Genomic DNA, 16,613 nt, shown 5'->3' with positions numbered 1-16,613 from the left:
CCCGATACCGGCCCGGCGGCGTCCGCTTTGGAGTCGTTCGCGGTTCCGCTACATCCCGCCAACACGCCCGCACCGAGAAGTATCGCCGCAGCGGCTGGGAGGAGTCTTGGGTGTGTGCGCTGGACCATGGCTGAGGTACCTCGGGTTTCTGGTGAAGGGCCGGGATGTTGAGGTGCGCTATCCATCAAGGGACGGATACGAGTTGGGGCTCGGACGCCTCGGCCGCGGTGAGCGGGCGTCCGAGCGCGGTGCCCAGCGCCCGCAGGCGGTCGGCCAGCGCGGCGAATCCGGGCAGGTCGAGGGATTGCTCCCCGTCGCTCAGCGCCTCGTGCGGGCGCGGGTGGACCTCGATGATCAGCCCGTCCGCGCCCGCCGCGAGGCCCGCGGCGGCGAGGGCGGGCACCAGCCGGGCGGAACCGGCCGCGTGGCTCGGGTCGACGATGACCGGGAGGTGGGAGAGCTCCTTGACCACCGGCACGGCGCCGAGGTCCAGGGTGAAGCGGGTGGCCGGCTCGAAGGTGCGGATGCCGCGTTCGCAGAGCACGACCTCGCTCGCCCCGTGCGCCAGCAGGTACTCGGCCGCGTTGAGCCACTCCCCGACCGTCGCGGCGAACCCGCGCTTGAGCAGCAGCGGCCGGCCCGCCCGGGCCACCTCGGCGAGCAGCGGATAGTTCTGCATGTTGCGGGCGCCGATCTGGATCAGGTCGGCGACCCCGGGAAGCACATCCAGGTCGCGGACGCTGATCAGTTCGCTCACCACCGGCAGTCCGTGCTCGGCGCGCACCGCGGAGAGCGCCGAGATCCCCGCGCGCCCCAAACCCTGGAAGGAATAGGGTGAGGTACGCGGCTTGAAGATGCCGACCCGCAGCATGCTCGCGCCCGCCGCCTTGACGGCCGCGGCCGTCTCGAGAAGGACGTCGGGGTTCTCCGCGGAGCAGGGTCCGGCGATCAGCACCGGCCGACTGCCGCCGAACTCGGCGTCGCCAATCCGCACCACCGAGTCTTGCGGCCAGGCCGCGCGGGAGGCGAGCGGATGCGGCGCGGCGGTGTCGAGGACCTGGGTGATCTGGTCGCTGGCGGCGAGTTCGGCACCCAGCGGCTCGGATCGCGGACCGTCCACCACCAGCAGGACCCGGCCGCGGAACGAGCGGGTGGTGGTACGGGCGCCGAGCGCGGCGAGTCGGTCGGTGAGCCCGCGCAGATTGCTCAGGCGGGCGCCGTCCGCGGCGAAGGCGAGCAGCGTGGCCATGGGTCGTACTCCTTTGCGTCGAAGGCGGGGAGGCTTCTCGGGCCGGCGCATGGCGACGGCGGCACGCGCTGCACGGCAGAGTCTGCCCAGCGGCCCCGCCCGGCGTCTTCGGACCGTGGACCGGGGCGCGATGCCGGTCCCCGGTCCGGGCTCGGGCGCGCCGGGCCCGACGAGTGATCGAAACCGCGGCGTCACGATCCCGGCGGCGGCGCCGTGGTCCGACGATGGAATGGGCGCAAGCATCGAAGAAGCCTGTTTCTCTCCCCACCGAAAGGGCCTGATCCCATGTGCAGTCCCGGCCTTATCGAAAGCCTCTGCCACCCGCACGCGCCGACCCTCGGCCGCCGCGCCCTGCTGCGTTCGGCCGCCGTGCTCGGCGCGGTGCCGGCGCTCGTCGGGGCGCCGAGCCCGTCGGCGTCCGCCGCCACGCCCCCGCCCGACCCCGCGCCCGCAGTGCGCGGCCGGGTCGTCGACCTGACGCACGAACTGAGCACGGACTTCCCGGTCTGGCTCCGCTTCACCGAGGAGCCCGTCACACGCCAGGCGGCCACGCTCGCCGCGGACGGATACAACGACAAGATCAACACGATCAACGAGCACACCGGCACCCACATCGACGCGCCGCTGCACTTCGACGACTCCGGCCTGTCCGTCGCGCAGCTTCCGGCCGAATCGCTGGTGGCGCCCCTGGTCGTGGTGCGCATCGCGCAGCGCGCGGCCCAGGACCCGACCACCGAACTCGAGGTCGACGACATCCTGGCGTGGGAGCGGCGCTACGGCCGGATCCCCGACGGGGCGTTCGTCGCCATGGACTCCGGCTGGTCGCAGCGGGTCTCGATTCCGGGCGCGTTCCTCAACTACGACGCGGACACCGGCGCCTACCTCTGGCCGGGGATCTCGCCGGAGGCCGCCGCGTTCCTCGTCGGCGACCGCGACGTGGTCGGCGCGGGCGTCGACACCACCAGCCTCGACACCGGCACACGGGAGATCCCGCTGGCGCACCAGACGATCCTGCCCGCCGGACTCTACGGGGTCGAATGCCTCGCAGACCTCGACCAGGTGCCGGACTCCGGTGCGGTGCTGGTGGTCGGTGCGCCGAAGATGCGCGCGGGAACCGGCGGCCCCGCGCGCGTCCTGGCGTTCGTCTGACCTGCCGGCGCCCGCTCAGCCCGTCGTCGCCCCGGCGTCCGCCGCCGGGGCGACGCGCGGCGGCCGGCCGATCAGCCGCATCAGCGGCACCTCGACGAACCGGTGCAGCAACGCCGCGGCCACCACGGCGCCGGCGAGGAAGAGCACGGTGACGCCGATCGCGCCGCCGTCGCTCCAACTGCGGGTCGCGCCCAGCAGGTAGTGCCCGTAGTAGATGACCAGGAAGTGGGTCATGTAGAAGGCGAAGGAGATCTCGCCGAGCCACACCATCGTGCGGGAACGCAGCACCGACCGGCGCCCGTCCCGGTCTGCCGCCGCCGCGGCCGCGATCAGCAGCGCGAGCGGAATGGTGGTCGTCGCCGTCATCGCGAACAGCGGCGGCACCTTCAGCATGACGACGTACCCGACGATCGCCAACGCGCTCGCCGGCAGCAGGCCGAACCGGATCCATCGGCCTTCCAGCACGATCCGCGCGAGCACGATGCCGAGGACGAAGTCGAGCACGCGCACCGGCGGGCACAGGTAGACGAACCAGAACTGCCAGTCGGAGACCGGCGCGAACGGCAGCACAGGCGTGGACGGCAGGAGCTCGGCGATCAGCGGCACGGCGAAGATCAAGGCGACGGCGGCGGTGGCCGCGTGCCACAACCGGTTCGCCGGGATACGCCGGACGGCCCGCAGCAGCCAGGGGAAGAGTGCGTAGAACAGCGCTTCGCAGCACAGCGACCAGCTGACGGGATTGACGCTGTCGAAGTAGGTGAAGTCGGGGATCCACGCGTGCAGCAGCAGGAGGTTGGCGCCGGCCTGGGCCGTGGTCACCCGTTGGCCGACCCACGCCATCAGCAGCAGGGTGACAGCCCAGGTGACCGCGTGGTTCGGATAGATCTTGGCGAAACGGCGGCGCCAGAAGTACCGGGCCGTGTCATCGGAGCGTGCCGAGTAGGTGAGCACGAAGCCGCTGAGCACGAAGAAGAATCCGACGCCGATCCAGCCGGCTCTGGCGGCGACCTGGAACGCGTCGGTGGCGGCGCGCGGATCGGAGAACAGGCCGGAGAGCGAGATGTGCGAGAAGAACACGAGTAGGGCCGCGAGGAACCGCAGGCCGGTCAACGAATCCAGCCGCACGCCGCCTCGGCGGGAGGAGGCGGGTCGCGCGCGGGCGTCCGGTGGAGCCTCGGCGGCGGACGACGCGCCGGGCGGGACGAGTGCGGGTTCGGTGGACATGGGCGAGGCCTCCGCTTCCCCCGCGCGAGGACGTGCGCGGGCTGTGCGCGCCAGTGTCTGCTCCCCACCGCCGCGGCGCTTCGGCTCGCGGACCGTGCCGTGGACCGGTCCGGAGACGGTGGCACCGGCCGTGCGCACTCGCCGGGCGTCCGGCCCGCCGCACCCGCCCAGCAGAAGTCTGATAGTTTGCGAAGCGTTGAACTATTGGCCGAGAGGAGCGCGCGTGTCCGAGCACGACGATGTCCGGCTGGCTCCGACCGATCCCCGCGTCAGGTGGGACGGCATCGATCGCCTCGAGCCGGACGGCCCTGGAAGACGACCGCTACGGCTACCGCCCGAAAGGCTGGCCTGCGCGCTCTCCTTCGCTCTCGAAGCCGCCGCGGAACAGGCCGCCGGCGTCCGCTTCTCCCTGCGCACCGACGCGCGAGCCGTGACGATCCGCCTGCACGTCGACGGCGGCCGGAGCAAGCCGCTCGACGTCCTGATCGGACCGCCCCGAGACTCCCGGCTCGTGCGGACCCCGACTCGGCCCGGCGAGAACGAGGTACGGGTCGATCTTCCCGCCGCGACGGGCGCGCCCACCGACATCGAGGTCTGGCTTCCCCACAACACGGGCGTGCGCGTCGACGCGATCACACTGCATGGCGCGAGCGTCGTCGAGCGGGAGGTAGCGGACCGGCCGGACTGGGTCGCCTACGGCAGTTCCCTGACGCAATCGCTGGCAGCCGCCGGACCGAGCGAGACCTGGAGTGCCATCGTGGCGCGGCGCAACGGCTGGCGGCTGCGCAATCTCGGCCTGTCCTCCCAGGCTCACCTGGACCTCGCGGTGGCACGAGCGATCCGCGACGCGCCCGCAGACTTGATCACCCTCGAGCTCGGGGTGAACGTCTACATCCTCGCCAGCCTGACCGACCGCACCCTCGCCTCCGCCATCGGCGGGTTCGTCGCCACGATCCGGGACGGCCATCCGCGCACCCCGATCATCGTGTGGGGTCCGTTCGTCTCAGTGGAGCGCGAAGAGAAGCAGAACTCGAGCAGCATGACGTTACGTCAGGTGCGTGAGCTGGTGAACTGGTCGGTCACGCGGCTGCGCGCGGCCGGCGACGGCGATCTGCACCTGATCGACGGCGCCGGACTGATCAGCGGATCCGACGCAGGCCTGCTGATGGACGGCCTACACCCCAGCGCGGTCGGCGAACTCGTACTCGCCGACCGCATGGCCGAGGCTCTAGCGTCCGCCGTGCAGTCCATCTCGGATTGATGATCCTGACAGCCGCCCTCGGCACGGCCACCGGGCTTCCGGTCATCGAACTCGACCAGAACACATCGGGCCGTCCGCACGGCGCGCCGGCGGCCGCGCCGGTCGTTACCGGCGTCGCGCGGATGGCTGGTCAGGCGTCGGTGTACGTCGGCCATTGAGCTGCCGTCCATTCCGGCCAGCCGGGCCATCCGGCCGGCGGGGCGGGGATCTGACCGCCCGCGAGTTCGCCGGCGTCGGGCTCCTGGAACTGCTCGCGCCCACGCGTCCACGTCGGCCTCGCTCATCGGGAAGGTCAGGTGCGGTGTGGACGCCTGGCGCTGCGCGATGCGGGCGAGTTGGTCGTCTTTGTCCACAGGCAGGTAGACCACGCGGCAGGTGGCGCCGACCGACCGGGCCAGGTAGCGCAACGCAGAGCGTTCATCGCGGGCCCAGAGCCCGTAGTCGAGCACGACGTTGACGCCCAGGGCCAGCGCTTGCAGGGCGAGCGAAATGAGCCGGCCTTCGAGCACCCAGCGTTTACCGTCGGCCATCGAATCGCCGAACAGCGGGTTCATCCAGTGATCCGGGGTGAGCCGCAGCGCCCGGTGCGTTGTGGCGATCTCTTTGGCCCGGGTGGTCTTCCCGGCGCCGGGAAGGCCGACCATCAGGTACAGGGTGCCGGCACCCGGGTCCTGCGCGGCGGCCGGTCCGGGCACGGGCGGGCGGGCAGACGGGTATGGGCACGGTGAAACGGAATGCTGTGGCTGAGACATGATTCCCCTGATCAGGCAGGATGGCCCGGCAGCACGGGAATACGCGCGTGACTGCCGGCAGGACACTGATCCGGCGGTACGTCCTGGCACCGCCCCCGACGGGGGCAGGCGATGAGGCCGCAGTGAGGGCAGCCTCGGTACCACCGCTAGGCGGCGGTCCGGATGTTCATGGCGCAGCAGCACATGCCTTCACTATAGCCGGGCGAGAAGGGGCGGTGGTCACCATCGGTTGAGCCCGGCCGACCCACCCAGCTACCATGCTCGCGTGAACTGCTGCTGCTTTTCCGCCATGCGGATGCGCCGCGCCTGAGCGCGGCGACGATTCGTTTCCGTTCGCCGCGCCTGTGAGTCCTCATCTCATCCACGGGTACGGAGAATCCGCATGTTCACCCCGTTTGAAGACCTTGATATCCTCCTCGCGGACCTGATCGGGTCGGCGCGCGAAATCCTCGGCGACACTTTCGTCGGCGCCTACCTCCAGGGCTCCTTCGCCCTGGGCGCCGCCGACCTGCTAAGCGACTGCGACTTCATCATCGCGACCAACGTCCTGCCCACCGGGGTGGTCGAGGCGGACCTGCGCCGGCTGCACGACGAGATCCCGACGCGTCCGGGTCACTGGCCCAAGGACCTGGAGGGTTCGTACGCAGATACCACTTCGTTGCGCAGCGCCGCCGGGCTCGGCACGCCGTGGCTGTTCAGCAATCACGGCTCCCGCGATCTGGTCTGGGACACCCACTGCAACACCCTGCACACCCGCTGGATCCTGCACCACCACGGCATCACCCTCGCCGGGCCCCCGATCACCGACCTCGTCGACGCGGTCGACCCCGAGGCCATGCGCGAGTCGATGCGTACCGCGCTGCCCAACGTGATGGCGGACCTGCGCACATGGGCGCGCTTCGAGATGGCCTGGACCCAGCGCTACACCGTCACCGAATACTGCCGGGTCCTCTACACCCTGCACACCGGGCGGGTCGCCTCCAAACGCGGCGCGCTGGAGTGGGCCCGGGAACACCTCGACCCGACGTGGCGCCCGCTGCTCACCCAAGTGATCGAAGACCGAGCGCTCGGCTGGGTCCCCGCCGAACCGCCGCGGCCCGGCAGCCTCGAGACCACCTACGCGTTCGCGGCCTACGCGGAGTCATTCGCCCGCTGAGCAGACACCTGGTGAGGGGCAGTCTCAGCGAGACACACAAGACCACCTTTATCTCACTGAGACTGCCCCTTGCAGGCCGGAAGAGGATCTAGGAGCAACTCCAGCGAGACCAGGCTCCCGAACCCCACCACCACACCCCGGGAACAAAGAGGTGACCATCAATCCGAGATGGTCCCGTCAGGCCCTGAACTTGGCCGACCCGCCGGCGGCGAGCCAGGACTCGAAGTCGAGCAGACCCGGATGCAGCGCGCGCAGCGCGGGGATGTCCGCCTGCCAGCCGCCGAACTCGGCGGAACCGACCCGGTCCAGGTCGATGCCGTATCGCCGGGCGATCGCGGGCTCGAGCGGCGAGAGGTCGAGCGGACGTCCGAGCGCGCTGCCGATCGCGGCGGCCAGCCGTTCCCGCGTCGGTTCCGCCCCGGCCAGTTCGAGTTCCCGGCCGAGGAAGCGGTCCGGGTCGGCGAAGGCGAGTGCGGCGAACGCGCCGATGTCGGTGACCGCGATGAGTTGTACACGGGCACCGGGCGCGATGGCTCGGATGAGCGCCGCCTCGACCGTCGCCCCGTACGGGCCGCGGCTCGCGTGGTTCTCCATGAACATGACCGGCCGCAGAATCGTGTTGGGCAGGCCGAGACCGCGTATGCGCGCTTCGATGCGGGCCTTCGTCTTCCAGTGCCAGGGCTCGGGTTCGCGGTCGGCGCCGCCCACCGAGGCGTAGACGAAATGCCGGACCCCGGCCGTCCGCGCCGCTTGCGCGACGTTGACGCCCATCGCCACCTCTTTCGCAGCGGCCTCATCCGGATCGGCGGGGAACACCGGCTGGACGCTGAAGACGCCGTAGGCGCCCTCGGCCGCCCGAGCGAGGGAGCCGAGATCGGACATGTCGCCGACGACGAGGTGAGCCCCGAGTTCTGCGAGCACCCGGGCTGCGGCGGTATCGGGATCCCGCACGAGCGCACGGACCTGCCATCCGCCGCCGAGCAGGTGGCGCGCGGCCGCCCCGCCCTGATTGCCGGTGGCGCCGGTAACCAGCACGATCCGGCCGGCGCCGGGCGAAGCGTAGGCGGACTGATCGAGGGGGACGAACACGGGATCAGTGGTGGCCATGAATCCTCCAGGGGTCGGCGTACGTGCACGCGCGCGGAGATCCGGACGGCTGCTAGCATCGGCGCGGAGCAACCGGAGCGCCGCTCCGAAACATACGGAGTACCGCTCCGGTTGTCAACCGCACGCGGACCGGAAAGGATCGGCATGCCCGGACAGGTGCGCTCAGACGCGCGGCGGAACTACGACCGCTTACTCGCGGTCGCCGCGCAATGCTTCGCCGAGAACGGGATCCAGACCTCCCTGCGCGACGTGGCACGCCGGGCGGGCGTCGGCATCGGCACCCTCTATCGTCACTTCCCGACCCGCGAGGCCCTCCTCGAGGCAGTGCTCGATGACCGCTTCGACCGGCTGCGCCGACGCGCCGAGGAACTGGCGACGCAGGCGCCGCCCGCCGATGCGCTCAGAACCTGGCTCCGGGAAGTCGCCGTCGGCTCCGCCACCTACCGCGGCCTTCCGGAAGAAGTCATGGCGGCTCTGCAGGACCCCGATTCCCGTCTGCACACCTCGTGTGCGACGATGCGCACCGCCGGAGCACGGCTGCTGACCCGGGCACAGGATGCCGGCCAGATCAGGAGGGATGTGACCGGCCAGGAACTCCTCGCGCTGGTGGCGGGCCTCGCCTGGGCGGGCGAGCGGGCAGCGCAGCCCGAGCTGATGGACAAATTCCTCGAGATCGCGATGGCGGGGCTGGCCGCGTAGCCTGGCGGCTACGGTGTCAGCACGATCCGGCCGAACACCGCACCCGCGTCCATCGCCTGGTGCGCCCGCGCCGCCTGCGCCAGCGGGAGCACCTCGTGGACCACCGCGTGCAGCTCGCCGCGCACCGCGGCCGCGAACTGCGCCGATCGCACGGCATGCCGGTCGGCTGTGGCTACGGTGTCGGCGCTGAAGGTGGCGAACGACAGGGACTTGCGAAACGCCGTCATCAGCGTTATCCCGAAGTCGGCCGGCGGCATGCCCGCGACGACGCCGACGACCACCAGGCGGCCGTTCGGCTTGAGCCGGTCGAGGAACGCGGGCAGCGCCGAGCCCGCGACGACGTCGATGATGACGTCGAAAGCGTCTGGCGCGCCATCTCTCGACGACCCGTCTCGGTCCAGGACGTGCGTCGCGCCGAGCGCACGAAGGCGAGCACCGCGCTCCTCCGACGAGGTCGTCACGGCGACCACACCGGCGCCGCCACGAATCGCGAGCTCGACCGTGGAGATCCCGATGCTGCCGGCCGCACCGCGAACGAGTACGGACTCGCCCGGTGCGAAGCGTGCGTGGGCGAGCCCGAAGTGCGCCACCACGCCGGAACCACCCAACGTTACGGCGGCGACGTCGGATAGTTCCACCGGGAGCGGAAGGATCTCGGTCACCTGAGCGAGCGCGCATTCGGCGTACCCGCCCCCCAATCCGGTGAACGCCCACACCCGCCGGCCGATCCACGCTGTGTCGACACCGGGGCCGACAGCCGTCACCGTGCCGGCCACTTCGCTGCCGAGGATATGGCCGGGTTTGAATCCGTAACCGGCGAGCAAGCCGCGGCGGATCACGGCATCGACCCCGCCGACTCCTATCGCGGTCGCGGCGATCAACACCTCTCCTTCGGCCGGCGCCGGGACGGGAAGCTCGATCAGCGCCATCCCGTCGGCGGTTCCGAAAGATTCGATCGTGACTGCCTTCATCCTCGTCCCCTTACGTTGAGCCGCGCCTTGGCACGGAACCCGTCCACACCCCCGGACGCTAACGGACGCCCCCGTCCGTTTGGCTAAAGTGAGACAGGTGAGCGACCTTTTGCCTCGAACTCCCCGGTCCGACGCGCAGGACAACCGCCGCCGCATTCTGGAGGCGGCTCGTGCGGTGTTCGCCGACGACGGCCTGAAGGTGCCGATGCGCGAGATCGCACGGCGGGCCGGGGTCGGGCCCGCCACGCTCTACCGGCACTTCCCGACGAAGGAGGCGCTGGCACTCGAGGCCTTCCGGGACCAGTTCCACGCGTGTCACGCCCTGGTCGAGGAGGCCCTCGCGGACCCGGACCCGTGGCGCGGCTTTCGCCTCCTGTTCGAGCGGATCTGCGAGTTGCACGCCCGGGACCGCGGTTTCACGGCGGCGTTCCTCTCGGCCTATCCGGTCGCGGTGGACTTCGCCGCGGAACGGGAGTTCGCGCTCGCCTCGGTCGCCGAGCTCACCCTTCGCGCCAAGCGGACCGGCCGCCTGCGCGACGACTTCGCCGTAGACGACCTGATCCTCATGCTCACGGCGCACAGCGGCATCGAGGCGAAGTCGACGGCCGTCCGGCTCAAAGCGTCCCGCCGCTTCGCCGCTCTCGCCATCCGCGCCTTCGAGGCCGATCCGGACCCCTCGCCCTAGGTCCAGGGGGAAACCCGGTCCCGGGACCGGAAGCGCCGCCGCGAGGTCCGGGGTTTCCGTGAATCAGAGCACTTTCTTCGGCGGCTCGGCTACGTTGACTCATCTGTGACCAAGACCGGCGGTCCGTGGGAGGAAGGTGGCGAGGGCGATGCCGTCCCCGGATTTCATAGTCCTGCTCGGCCCCGACTACGCGGGGAAGTCCTCGGTACTCGCCGCCTTGTCGGCGGACGGCTGGCAGTGCGTCTCCTACGATCGCGAGTTCGTCGAGCCGGAGTGCTCGCTGGTCGACGATCTCCGGGATGGATTCGTCGGCCGAGGGCTGCCGGGGATCGAAACCGCCTACTCGCCGGACTTCCTGGTGACGCTGTTGCAGGCCTCTGTGGTCTACCTGCGGGATCGAACCGTCCGGGCGTCGCCGGGCCGGCCGGTCGTCACCGATTCCTACTACTACAAGATCCTGGCCAAGTGCCTGCTCAAGGGCATGGTCAACGAGCAGCTGTTCGCCTGGTGGCGCTCGTTTCCGCAGCCGAGCCGGGTGATCTACCTCGACGTGCCCCCGGAGACCGCCTGGAAGCGCAGCGGCCAGGGCTCACGGCTCAATCCCTTCGAGTACTACGGCGCGGCCCCCACCTGGGAGGGCTTCCGCCGGTTCCAGACCGACCTGCGCGAGCTGATGCTGCGGGAGGTCGGGGCCGTCGCCGTGGACATGCCCGCGCCGACGCAGGGTGTCGGTCCCACGGTGGAAGCGATACGACGGATCACGAGGAGGGACCATGTCGTCGAAGTCGTCGGCTGAGCACTTCGAGCCCTATCGGCAACGGGTGCTGGCCGAACGCGATGCGCTGCAGTGCGCACTCCGTTCGCCGCACGAGGCCCAACGGCGGGTGCTGACCGGACTGCTGACCGCGAACGCCGAGACGGCCTTCGGGCTGAAACACGGCTTCAAGAACATCCGCGACTGGAAGAGCTACCGTGCCGCGGTCCCGATCCGCGACTACGACGCGCTCGCGCCGTGGATCGATCGGGCCGCCGGGGGCGAAGCCGGGGTCCTTTCGGCGGACGACCCGGTCGTGTATTTCAAGAGCAGCGGCAGCACCGGTGACAGCAAGAAGATCCCGATCACCCGCGAGTTCATGCGCACCGGGTTCTTTCCACCGTACTACGCGGCATGGGCCAACATCGTCGAGCACTTCCCCGAAGTCGTCTCGCGCGACGAGAGCACCCTCAACCTCAAGCACGATCCGGTCAGCCGCACCGGGACCACCGCCTCCGGGCGGCCGCATCTGGGCGCCAGCCAGGTCGACTTCGGCCAGGCCTTCGGCGAGCCGCTCTCCGCCGAGCCCGGTTCGCGAGCACCGTGGGGCGTGCTGCCGGTCCCCGTCGACGAGGGCGACTATCTGGAGAAGGCCTACCTGCGGCTGCGCCTGGCGGTCGAGCACGACGTACGTTGCGTCATCGGGATCAATCCGGCGATGGTCGCAGCAGTCCCCTACCAGCTCGAGCAGTGGTGGCCGCGCATCGTACGAGAGCTGCACGACGGCACGCTCGGCGGCCACCGCCACGGGACACCGAACCCGGAACGCGCCGCACAGCTGGAGCGGATGGCAGAGTACTCCGGCACTCTGCGTCCGGCGCACGTCTGGCCGAACTTCAAGCTTCTGTTCTGCTGGACCACCGGGCTGGCCTCGCTGTACCTGCCGCGGCTCAAGGAGAGTTTCGGACCGGGCGTGACCGTACTTCCCGCCCCGGTCGCCGCGTCGGAGGGCTTCGTCGGGGTCGCGCTCGACCGGCACCTCACGGCAGGCTCGGCGGCGATCACCGCGGCGTTCCACGAGTTCGTCGACGCGGACGAAGACGTGCGGCCGGACTCCACGACGCTGTTGTTCGACGAGCTGGAGGTGGGCCGCGAGTACCACGTGGTACTCAGCCACATCGGCGGGCTGTACCGATACGCGCTCGGCGACGTCGTTCGCGTCGTCGACCGGGTGGGCGCGATGCCGCGGATCTCGTACGCCGGACGGGGCAATCGCTCCGACGTGGCCGGCGAACGGCTGCGCGAGTCTCACGTGGTACGCGCGCTGCAGACCGCGCTCGGCGCGCAGGGCCTCGAGGTCCGCAACGCCTCCTGCAGGGCCGTATCGCCGCCCGGGGAGACGAGGCCGCGTTACGAGTTCGCGTTGGCGCCGCACAGCCCGTTCGGCGCCGTCGAAGTCAGGGAGCTGGCGTCGTCGGTGGACGCCGCGCTGCGCGATGTGGCTTCGGGCTACGCGTCGGCCAGAACCGCCGGGCGTTTGGATCCGCCGGCGCTGCATGTGCTCGCCCGAGATGCCTTCGACGTGCAATGGCAGGCCCGGGTCGAAGCCGGCACTCGGCCCGCGCAGGTCAAAGACAGGGTGTTCGAGCGCGATGATGCGGCGTGGGCACGGCTACTCACCCTGGGCAGCGAGGCGCGAGCATGAGCCCGTCAGGGTTCGACGCGGTCGCCCGAACGGCGTTGCTCACCACCGCCCTCCGGGCCGTGGAAAGCTCCCGCCCGGACCGGCTGTATCACGACCCGTATGCGAAATCGCTGGCGGGCGAGGCCGGTTTCGCTCTGTTCGACGAGGTGGCCGCGACCACCGCGGCACAGCGGCAAACACCGCAACCCGACGGGCTGCGGCTGCCGAACACCGCCGACTACAACGCGATTCGCACTCGGTTCATCGACGACTGGGCCATCGCGGCCGTCGGGCGAGGCGAGGTCGAGCAGGTGGTAATCGCGGCGGCCGGAATGGACACCAGGGCCTACCGGCTGGCGTGGCCTCGTCCCGTGCGGATCTTCGAGCTCGACCGTGCGGAGGTGCTCGCGCACAAAGAAGCCGCACTCGCCGGGCAGGACGCCGCCTCGGGCGTCGCCCGCGTGACCGTGCATGCCGATTTGGTCGACGCCGGCTGGCCCACGGGCCTGGTCGATGCCGGCTTCGACCCCGACCGGCCCAGCGTTTGGATCCTCGAAGGCCTGCTCTACTACCTTGCCGAGCAGGAGGTGCGCCGGCTGCTCGGCGAGATCGGCGAGCTCTGCGCGGCCGGCAGCGAACTCGCCTGCGACCTGGTCAACGAGGCTGCGCTCACCGCGCCGTCGACCGCCCGACTGCTCGAGCTGTTCGCCGCGTGGGGATCACCCTGGATCTCGGGCTGCGACGAACCGGAGAAGCTGCTGCGGGCGGCCGGATTCGACGCGGTCGCGGCCCAACCCGGCGAGCCCGGTGCGCACTACGGCCGGTGGCGAGACGAGGTGCCGCCCAGGGACGCGCCCGGAGTCCCCCGCGTCTTCTACGTCCACGGAATCCGGGCCTGACGGAGATGCGGCAGGCCACGGCGAACGGGAGAACAGGAGTGCCTCGATGACCAGGGTCCTGATAGCGCCGGTCACCGTGTCGCCGACCAAAGCCCTGACTCCCAGTCACATCAAGGGCCTGTTGTGGGTGGACGTGATGCGCCGCGCCACCGCCCTCGTCGCCGAAGTGGATTACCACTACAGCATCACGACGTCCAGCACGACTCGGCAGACACTCGGCTTCTGGGAGTACCTGGACCGCACCTTCGGTGACCTCGACTACGCCGCATACGGCGAAGAGCAGCTTGGAGAGCTCTACATCCGCTACCAGGCGGAACCCGGCCGGGTGCCCTTCGCTGCGCTCAAGCCCTACCTGCGCGCCGTCGAGGAGAGCGGATGGGTGCACCCGGCCAGCGCCCGGCTGCTGAGGCTGTGGACGGGATACTACGCGCAGCTCGGCATGCACGACCCCGGACTGACCCGGATCCAGCCGCCCGGGATCGACCTGCCCGAACTCCTCGACACGCTCGCGGGCCAATACCTGTGTCTGGACGGCCGGAATCACGGCGGCCCGGTCTATCTGGACGGGACGAGGTATGGCCTGCCGCTGCGTCAGATCGTCTCGCCCGAAGGCCAGCCGAACTATCTCGCGGGGACGCTGCGGGAGTTGGTGCCGTCGGCGGCGCGCTATGAAGAGATCGTGCTGGTACACGATCGGGAGCTGACAGAGGACTACGTGTTGTTGCAGCGAGTACTCGGCGCCCTCGGCGCGAACGCGGTGAGGGTTTCGCTGGACCGGGTACCGATCGACGGCGTGGTCAAAGCGAGTCGGCACGGCGGCTGGCAGGGGCACACGCTGCCTGCGATGCTCGCGGCATGCGACGGTTCTGGCGCGGAGGCACTGAAACTGGGAATGCGCATGCACTTCATCGCCGTACTGGGCAAGGGCAGTAGCGAATCGTTCCGCGCAGAGGTGCTGCGCCGGACCGTGGATCGGGCCGGGCGGCTGCTTGCGGCGACCGAGTACGACGCCGCGCCGTCCGGCGCCGAGCTGGCGAAATACGTGGGCAGGTATACCGGTGCGAAGCAACACGTCGACCCGTACCGGCTGACTGCCGAGATGCTCACTCGCCATCGCAACCCGCCCGTACGCGATCTGATCGAGCAGGTCTACTGCTGATGTCAGGAGTTCAGGAACTGTTGCGCCGCGAACTCGCCCGGCGGGTGCGGGCCGCGACCGGTTGCCCGCAGCCGGATCCGGCCTCGGATGCGGCGCCGGATCTGTCGCGCCTCGCGGCGGCCGAGGCCGACGCCCCCGACGTCGCCGCGCTCGTGGTGCTGAGCCGCTTCGACCCGGTCGCCTTCGCCCACTCCAGCCTGCGGTTCGCGTTCAGCCTGGACGGCGGGCAGGCCGAGAACTGGCTCCGGGCGTTCACCCGCACCCTGTTCCTGACCGGCAACCCGGCGAACCTCGCCCATCGCTTCCGGTTCAACCAGGTATCGGCGGACGCCTCGATCGCCTGGTTCGGCCCCGGCTCCTCAGCCGAGGGCACCGGCCTGCGCCGGCTGCTGAAAGCGTTCATCGGCACGGCGGAGCTTCGGCCGCCATCGAACCAGACGATTGACATCACGGGGGCACACGGCCGGAGGTTCGAGCTCCTCATGGCCACGGCAGGCGTCTCCACAACCGACTACCTCGTACACCTCAACCACACCCTCGCCGAGGCCGCGTTGACCGGCACGCTCCAGCCGGGCGATCGACTGCTGCTCCGTCATGTCCCGCGCCTGACCGACCTGACCACTCCGTACTGCGCGCTGCGTGTTCACCGCGACGACCATGCCCCCGACCGCCTGCGCGCCTACGCCTGCCTGCGAATCGTGCCCGAGGCGCACGGCAACGAGCCCTGACACCGCTGGTGGCCGGCCACCGGCTCCGCCGCATCGTGGACACAGATTGACGGACCGAGACCGTCATGCCACTGTGATCTGCATGACCACCCACGAGCGCTTCTTCACGCGCCTGCACGTCGATCTCCGACGGCAGGCCAGTGCTCTGTGTCGCGGTCCGCTCGGGCTCACGCGCGTCTGACGAAGACTGCCGCGCTGCACAGCCCCTCCCCCGCCGCGCGGCTGCGCCTGACGCCGTGTCGGCACCTCCTTGGCGGAGTGTCCGAGTGGTTTAGGACGTGGCCTGCAAAGCCTCGCACGTGGGTTCGATTCCCGCCTCCGCCTCTTCGAAGCCTGAGATCCGGCGTCCCGCCGACGATGCGCGGCATCTGCTTCGTCCCGGGCACCGCCGATCAGTCGACCGTCTCGCGCATGGCACTGACACCTTGCACGCCGTCGAGCTCGGACAGCGCGGCAGCCAGTTGGGCGACCGGCTGCTGGCCTTGAACCAGCAGACGGACGGCGACGACCCCATGATGGCCTAGCTCTTCTTCGTCATCGCGCGGATCGTGGTGTTGGTCGGTGGCGAGTTCGAGCACGACATAGCCCATGCCGGTGCACCGGGTGAGCACCTCGCGCAGGACCCCGCGTCCATCGACGTAGTCCACCTTCAACCCGACCGGGAGCCGGGTGGATCCGGGCAGGCGTGCCGCCAGCGGCGCGAAGCACAGTATGACCAGCAAGTACCCGGCGGTGGCCACGATCGCGAGCACCGGCAGCCCGCCACCCGCAGCCATCCCGATCGCGGCAGTCAACCAGACGGCCGCGGCCGTGGTCAGCCCGCGCACCGCGTCGCGGCGCACGAAGATCAGACCGCCGCCGATGAAGCCGATCCCGGAGACGATCTGCGCCGCCACCCGCGAGGGATCGAGCACCACCTGCGGGCCGAGCACGTCGGTGAACCCGTATTTCGACACCAGCATGATCAGCGCGGCACCGAATCCGACCAGCGTGTGCGTGCGCAGCCCCGCGCTCTTCTGCCGAAGCTCGCGCTCCAGACCGATCGCGGCGGACAGCGCGAACGCCAACGCGAGCTCACCCAACTGCCCCCAGCCCTGGCCGATCGGCTCACCCCACGCTGCCAGAATCATCCCGCC

At 70.3% G+C, this 16,613-nt stretch carries 16 protein-coding genes, 1 tRNA gene and 1 pseudogene; 12 read left to right on the top strand and 6 right to left on the bottom strand.

Features of this window, described 5'->3' with window-relative positions; all coding sequences use genetic code 11:
* Positions 1-184: 184 nt before the first annotated feature.
* Positions 185-1,249: a 3-deoxy-7-phosphoheptulonate synthase gene (gene aroF, locus ACTRO_RS03380; protein WP_051450254.1), complete on the bottom strand. Its 1,065-nt coding sequence runs from the start codon at positions 1,247-1,249 to the stop codon at positions 185-187.
* A gap of 285 nt (positions 1,250-1,534) precedes the next feature.
* Between aroF and ACTRO_RS03375 the strand changes: the two genes are divergently transcribed.
* Positions 1,535-2,398, top strand: a complete 864-nt coding sequence (locus ACTRO_RS03375) for a cyclase family protein (protein ID WP_034261050.1) — start codon at positions 1,535-1,537, stop codon at positions 2,396-2,398.
* 15 nt (positions 2,399-2,413) lie between these two features.
* On the opposite strand, the gene ACTRO_RS03370 is transcribed toward ACTRO_RS03375, so the two are convergent.
* Positions 2,414-3,622, bottom strand: coding sequence for an acyltransferase family protein (locus ACTRO_RS03370; RefSeq protein WP_084315937.1), 1,209 nt, complete (start codon positions 3,620-3,622; stop codon positions 2,414-2,416).
* 223 nt (positions 3,623-3,845) lie between these two features.
* Between ACTRO_RS03370 and ACTRO_RS03365 the strand changes: the two genes are divergently transcribed.
* Positions 3,846-4,883 carry an SGNH/GDSL hydrolase family protein gene (locus ACTRO_RS03365; RefSeq protein ID WP_034261048.1) on the top strand — a complete coding sequence of 346 codons (1,038 nt, stop codon included), beginning with the start codon at positions 3,846-3,848 and terminating at the stop codon, positions 4,881-4,883.
* The gene (locus ACTRO_RS46760) at positions 4,883-5,041 is read left to right on the top strand and encodes a hypothetical protein (RefSeq protein ID WP_157435711.1); all 159 of its coding nucleotides are present in this window, start codon (positions 4,883-4,885) and stop codon (positions 5,039-5,041) included. Before ACTRO_RS03365 ends, ACTRO_RS46760 begins: the two co-directional genes overlap by 1 nt.
* On the opposite strand, the pseudogene ACTRO_RS50690 reads toward ACTRO_RS46760, so the two are convergent.
* Positions 5,014-5,527, bottom strand: a pseudogene (locus ACTRO_RS50690) (P-loop nucleotide/nucleoside kinase family protein). The gene ACTRO_RS46760 and the pseudogene ACTRO_RS50690 sit on opposite strands and share 28 nt — an antisense overlap.
* Positions 5,528-6,017: 490 nt before the next feature.
* Between ACTRO_RS50690 and ACTRO_RS03360 the strand changes: the two are divergent.
* Complete coding sequence (locus ACTRO_RS03360; RefSeq protein WP_034261046.1) at positions 6,018-6,791, top strand: aminoglycoside adenylyltransferase domain-containing protein; 774 nt, start codon at positions 6,018-6,020, stop codon at positions 6,789-6,791.
* Between the two features lie 177 nt (positions 6,792-6,968).
* Here ACTRO_RS03360 and ACTRO_RS03355 read toward each other — a convergent pair whose 3' ends face one another.
* Positions 6,969-7,898, bottom strand: a complete 930-nt coding sequence (locus tag ACTRO_RS03355; RefSeq protein WP_084315935.1) for an NmrA/HSCARG family protein — start codon at positions 7,896-7,898, stop codon at positions 6,969-6,971.
* 144 nt (positions 7,899-8,042) lie between these two features.
* On the opposite strand from ACTRO_RS03355, the gene ACTRO_RS03350 reads away from it, so the two are divergent.
* Complete coding sequence (locus ACTRO_RS03350; RefSeq protein WP_034261044.1) at positions 8,043-8,597, top strand: TetR/AcrR family transcriptional regulator; 555 nt, start codon at positions 8,043-8,045, stop codon at positions 8,595-8,597.
* An 8-nt stretch (positions 8,598-8,605) separates the two neighbouring features.
* Here the strand turns inward: ACTRO_RS03350 and ACTRO_RS03345 are convergent, their stop codons facing one another.
* On the bottom strand, positions 8,606-9,568 hold the full coding sequence (locus ACTRO_RS03345; RefSeq protein WP_034261042.1) for a zinc-binding dehydrogenase: 963 nt from the start codon (positions 9,566-9,568) through the stop codon (positions 8,606-8,608).
* A 97-nt stretch (positions 9,569-9,665) separates the two neighbouring features.
* Here ACTRO_RS03345 and ACTRO_RS03340 point away from each other — a divergent pair, with 97 nt between their 5' ends.
* From ACTRO_RS03340 to ACTRO_RS03310, 7 genes are all read left to right on the top strand, one after another.
* The gene (locus ACTRO_RS03340; RefSeq protein ID WP_157435709.1) at positions 9,666-10,253 is read left to right on the top strand and encodes a TetR/AcrR family transcriptional regulator; all 588 of its coding nucleotides are present in this window, start codon (positions 9,666-9,668) and stop codon (positions 10,251-10,253) included.
* Positions 10,254-10,401: 148 nt separating this feature from the next.
* Positions 10,402-11,049, top strand: a complete 648-nt coding sequence (locus tag ACTRO_RS03335; RefSeq protein WP_034261040.1) for a nucleoside/nucleotide kinase family protein — start codon at positions 10,402-10,404, stop codon at positions 11,047-11,049.
* Positions 11,027-12,712: a GH3 auxin-responsive promoter family protein gene (locus ACTRO_RS03330; RefSeq protein WP_034261038.1), complete on the top strand. Its 1,686-nt coding sequence runs from the start codon at positions 11,027-11,029 to the stop codon at positions 12,710-12,712. Before ACTRO_RS03335 ends, ACTRO_RS03330 begins: the two co-directional genes overlap by 23 nt.
* Positions 12,709-13,590, top strand: coding sequence for an SAM-dependent methyltransferase (locus ACTRO_RS03325; RefSeq protein ID WP_034261036.1), 882 nt, complete (start codon positions 12,709-12,711; stop codon positions 13,588-13,590). The genes ACTRO_RS03330 and ACTRO_RS03325 overlap by 4 nt, the downstream gene beginning before the upstream one ends.
* A 46-nt stretch (positions 13,591-13,636) precedes the next feature.
* Positions 13,637-14,749 (top strand): hypothetical protein, encoded by a 1,113-nt coding sequence (locus ACTRO_RS03320; RefSeq protein ID WP_034261034.1) that lies wholly within the window; start codon positions 13,637-13,639, stop codon positions 14,747-14,749.
* Complete coding sequence (locus tag ACTRO_RS03315; RefSeq protein WP_051450252.1) at positions 14,749-15,477, top strand: DUF6182 family protein; 729 nt, start codon at positions 14,749-14,751, stop codon at positions 15,475-15,477. The genes ACTRO_RS03320 and ACTRO_RS03315 overlap by 1 nt, the downstream gene beginning before the upstream one ends.
* Positions 15,478-15,729: 252 nt before the next feature.
* Positions 15,730-15,801: transfer RNA gene (locus ACTRO_RS03310), tRNA-Cys, on the top strand.
* Positions 15,802-15,869: 68 nt separating this feature from the next.
* On the opposite strand, the gene ACTRO_RS03305 is transcribed toward ACTRO_RS03310, so the two are convergent.
* A complete protein-coding gene (locus tag ACTRO_RS03305; RefSeq protein ID WP_034261032.1) occupies positions 15,870-16,607 on the bottom strand; it encodes an MgtC/SapB family protein in 738 nt (245 codons plus the stop codon).
* Positions 16,608-16,613 lie beyond the last annotated feature (6 nt).

Origin of the sequence: Actinospica robiniae DSM 44927 (assembly GCF_000504285.1) — a bacterium.
Taxonomy (GTDB): domain Bacteria; phylum Actinomycetota; class Actinomycetes; order Streptomycetales; family Catenulisporaceae; genus Actinospica; species Actinospica robiniae.
The sequence above is the reverse complement of the archived record's forward strand: the minus strand, read 5'-3'. Positions and strand labels throughout refer to the sequence as shown.

What these genes read in the sequence shown, in the direction of transcription:
- aroF (WP_051450254.1), bottom strand. Translation starts at nt 1,249, where the DNA reads ATGGCCACGCTGCTCGCCTTCGCCGCGGACGGCGCCCGCCTGAGCAAT.
- ACTRO_RS03375 (WP_034261050.1), top strand. Translation starts at nt 1,535, where the DNA reads ATGTGCAGTCCCGGCCTTATCGAAAGCCTCTGCCACCCGCACGCGCCG.
- ACTRO_RS03370 (WP_084315937.1), bottom strand. Translation starts at nt 3,622, where the DNA reads ATGTCCACCGAACCCGCACTCGTCCCGCCCGGCGCGTCGTCCGCCGCC.
- ACTRO_RS46760 (WP_157435711.1), top strand. Translation starts at nt 4,883, where the DNA reads ATGATCCTGACAGCCGCCCTCGGCACGGCCACCGGGCTTCCGGTCATC.
- ACTRO_RS03360 (WP_034261046.1), top strand. Translation starts at nt 6,018, where the DNA reads ATGTTCACCCCGTTTGAAGACCTTGATATCCTCCTCGCGGACCTGATC.
- ACTRO_RS03355 (WP_084315935.1), bottom strand. Translation starts at nt 7,898, where the DNA reads ATGGCCACCACTGATCCCGTGTTCGTCCCCCTCGATCAGTCCGCCTAC.
- ACTRO_RS03350 (WP_034261044.1), top strand. Translation starts at nt 8,043, where the DNA reads ATGCCCGGACAGGTGCGCTCAGACGCGCGGCGGAACTACGACCGCTTA.
- ACTRO_RS03345 (WP_034261042.1), bottom strand. Translation starts at nt 9,568, where the DNA reads ATGAAGGCAGTCACGATCGAATCTTTCGGAACCGCCGACGGGATGGCG.
- ACTRO_RS03335 (WP_034261040.1), top strand. Translation starts at nt 10,402, where the DNA reads ATGCCGTCCCCGGATTTCATAGTCCTGCTCGGCCCCGACTACGCGGGG.
- ACTRO_RS03330 (WP_034261038.1), top strand. Translation starts at nt 11,027, where the DNA reads ATGTCGTCGAAGTCGTCGGCTGAGCACTTCGAGCCCTATCGGCAACGG.
- ACTRO_RS03325 (WP_034261036.1), top strand. Translation starts at nt 12,709, where the DNA reads ATGAGCCCGTCAGGGTTCGACGCGGTCGCCCGAACGGCGTTGCTCACC.
- ACTRO_RS03320 (WP_034261034.1), top strand. Translation starts at nt 13,637, where the DNA reads ATGACCAGGGTCCTGATAGCGCCGGTCACCGTGTCGCCGACCAAAGCC.
- ACTRO_RS03315 (WP_051450252.1), top strand. Translation starts at nt 14,749, where the DNA reads ATGTCAGGAGTTCAGGAACTGTTGCGCCGCGAACTCGCCCGGCGGGTG.
- ACTRO_RS03305 (WP_034261032.1), bottom strand. Translation starts at nt 16,607, where the DNA reads ATGATTCTGGCAGCGTGGGGTGAGCCGATCGGCCAGGGCTGGGGGCAG.